This is a genomic window from Paenibacillus agricola, from assembly GCF_011440305.1.
Lineage (GTDB): Bacteria > Bacillota > Bacilli > Paenibacillales > NBRC-103111 > Paenibacillus_S > Paenibacillus_S agricola.
Map to the genome: position 1 here is coordinate 1 of NZ_JAAOIW010000057.1, position 2,642 is coordinate 2,642.

The following is a 2,642-nucleotide window of genomic DNA, read 5'->3' on the forward strand; positions in this document are numbered from 1 at the left end:
TTATGACAGGACACCGAATTGAACATTATTTTGATTATTCATCTTTCAGTCAATACCAGCTAAATGTTGGATTTGCAACAATTCGATAATATTGATGGTTTGTTTAGTTGATAAATCGTTTTATACTGACTTTAACAACAGTTGTTGTAATCTTAAAAGAATAGAGGAGATTATTATTAATAAGGTATTATTTATTACAGCAAATCCAAATGACGAAAATCACTCGTTTAGTATGGCAGCAGGAAAGGCATTTATTGAAACATATAAAGAAACAAACCTAACGGATGAAATCGTGACCTTGGATTTATTCAAGGAAAATATTCCAAATATAGATGCAGATGTTTTCAGTGGTTGGGGAAAACTTCGTGCAGGACAGCAAATCGACGCTCTTTCAACTGAGGAATTAGCGAAAGTTAGTCGCCTAAACGAAATTCTCGATCAATTTATTTCAGCGGATAAAATGATATTCGTAACGCCGATGTGGAACTTCTCATTCCCATCCGTTGTGAAAGCATACATTGATGCTGTAGCTGTACCTGGTAAGTCGTTCAGATATACGGAGACTGGTGCTGTAGGCTTACTTCATGGTAAGAAAGTGCTTCACATTCAAGCTCGTGGTGATTTTTATTCAGAAGGTCATTTAGCAGATGAAGAGCTAGGCGATCGGTATTTAAAACATATTATGAACTTCATGGGTATTTCTGAATATGAAGGTTTATTTATTGAAGGTCAAGCTAAAATGCCAAATAAAGCTGGGGAAATTAAAGCAGCAAGCATCGAGCGTGCAAAGCAATTAGCACAAACCTTCTAATCGTTTATTATTTTTATATTGCAATTCGTGGTCCATACAAATGGACCACGAATTGCTTTTTTTTTTGAAAAATTTTCTGCTATAATTGGGTCATCCAACAAGTGTTAAAAAATAATAGTGTTTTGAGAAGGGTAGGTACAAATGAAAAAACAAGATCCACGGATTCAACGGACAAGAGAAAATATCATGAATGGTTTTATGAGACTGATTAAACAAAAAGATTTTAGTGATATTACCATTGCTGATATTACACAAGAAGCAGAGATTAACCGTTCAACGTTTTACTATCATTTTGTGGATAAATACGATTTAATCGATGTAATTCAAAAAGAAGTTCTTACGAAAGAAATTTTTAATGAAGTAGCATTACAAGAAGTCATCGATGAACAAACGATTATTATGTCCCTCCAAGCTATTATGAGTTCTCAAATAAATTTATCCCTACAATGTCAACATGCTCTTGAAGAATTTAAATCGAAAATGGACTATGAAATTAAACAACGATTGACGGAAACTCTGCAAGCTTTATTAGATAAAGAGCGTGGAGTGAAGGAAGAACATTATTTACTTGCTACTTTTTGGAGTTGGGGCATTTATGGGGTTGCAATGGCATGTGTAGAGGGGAAAGAAACTTTGCATACGGCAGTAAACCGTTTGACAAATATCATTTTAGGCTAGTATATAGGAAGCAATCTATATACTTTTTTTTCTTTTGCGATCTGGAGTTTCTAGCAAGTGGCTTGAAGCTGCAAGGTGGTGCGATGGGCCCGATCGTGATTGCTTCGCAGGCTGTTCGTAAAGGCGGTACCATTCAAATTACGGGTGTATATGGCGGACGCTACAATGGCTTCCCACTGGGCGATATCATGCAACGCAATGTCAATATTCGCTCCGGACAAGCTCCTGTTATCCATTATATGCCTTATATGTATGAGTTAATTACAACAGGCAAAGTCGATCCGGGTGACGTGGTAACACACGTAATTCCGCTTAGTGAGGCGAAGTATGGATATGAAGTATTCGATACGAAGACGGATAATTGCATCAAGGTTATTCTGAAGCCATAAGGCTTACTCTTACTAGGAGGGAAATGAAAATGAATTCGACTTACGCCTTACATGAGACGTTGGAGGTTCATGAAATCGCCGCCTTCAAAACCGTCTGCATGACAAAATCCAAAATGATGCAAGCTCTGATTACCGGTCCAGAGCTAAAAGAAATTTTGCAAGAGGATATTCAATTATCAACGAGACAGCTGCAGGAGCTTGGCAACATGCTGTCCAAAACCATGGGATAGGAGATGAGAGCATGAACACGATTCTAGAACACTTGACGGGTTTGGACTCGCTGACAGATGAAGTTATTGCCATGGATTTCCTGATCAACGCCAAGAGCGGCATCCGCAATTACGCTATGGCTGTAACCGAATGCGCCACAACGGAAATCAAGACCATTTTAATGAACCATCTTGATGAAGCGATAGCAACCCACGAGAAGATCGTGAGCTATATGATGTCACGGGACCTCTATAAGCCTTACCATATTAAAGAACAAATTCAATTAGATTTGCTAAACATCCAGACAGCTATGGATATTCCCAGCTAACCTCTGATTTTCTAATTATAAATTGCTTTAAGAAGAAGACTGCAAGCGAATATATGGACAAACTTAGACTGCTCAATGAGCAGTCTTTTTTGACAGATAAGCAGGGATATCGTCAACAAAAAATGGAATTGGAATTTTACAAAGCAACCAATTTGCCGTTGTTATCGATAAGAATAGGCAGCTCTTGTCACAAACCCTAAACCGAAATCCTTTGGTTACAGAGGAA

At 37.8% G+C, this 2,642-nt stretch carries 4 protein-coding genes and 1 pseudogene; all 5 read left to right on the forward strand.

Features of this window, described 5'->3' with window-relative positions; genetic code table 11:
- The first annotated feature begins 175 nt into the window (after positions 1-175).
- Positions 176-811, forward strand: coding sequence for an FMN-dependent NADH-azoreductase (locus G9U52_RS38925; protein ID WP_166158835.1), 636 nt, complete (start codon positions 176-178; stop codon positions 809-811).
- 141 nt (positions 812-952) lie between these two features.
- Positions 953-1,489, forward strand: a complete 537-nt coding sequence (locus tag G9U52_RS38930) for a TetR/AcrR family transcriptional regulator (RefSeq protein ID WP_166158829.1) — start codon at positions 953-955, stop codon at positions 1,487-1,489.
- Between the two features lie 38 nt (positions 1,490-1,527).
- A pseudogene (locus G9U52_RS38935) lies at positions 1,528-1,878 on the forward strand (glutathione-dependent formaldehyde dehydrogenase); the annotation flags it as partial.
- Positions 1,879-1,907: 29 nt separating this feature from the next.
- The gene (locus tag G9U52_RS38940) at positions 1,908-2,108 is read left to right on the forward strand and encodes a hypothetical protein (protein WP_166158831.1); all 201 of its coding nucleotides are present in this window, start codon (positions 1,908-1,910) and stop codon (positions 2,106-2,108) included.
- Positions 2,109-2,119: 11 nt separating this feature from the next.
- Positions 2,120-2,416, forward strand: a complete 297-nt coding sequence (locus G9U52_RS38945) for a spore coat protein (RefSeq protein WP_166158833.1) — start codon at positions 2,120-2,122, stop codon at positions 2,414-2,416.
- The last annotated feature ends 226 nt before the right edge of the window (positions 2,417-2,642 follow it).

Bases quoted from the DNA above. Each gene is read 5' to 3' on its own strand.
- G9U52_RS38930 (WP_166158829.1), top strand. From the start codon at position 953: ATGAAAAAACAAGATCCACGGATTCAACGGACAAGAGAAAATATCATG.
- G9U52_RS38940 (WP_166158831.1), top strand. From the start codon at position 1,908: ATGAATTCGACTTACGCCTTACATGAGACGTTGGAGGTTCATGAAATC.
- G9U52_RS38945 (WP_166158833.1), top strand. From the start codon at position 2,120: ATGAACACGATTCTAGAACACTTGACGGGTTTGGACTCGCTGACAGAT.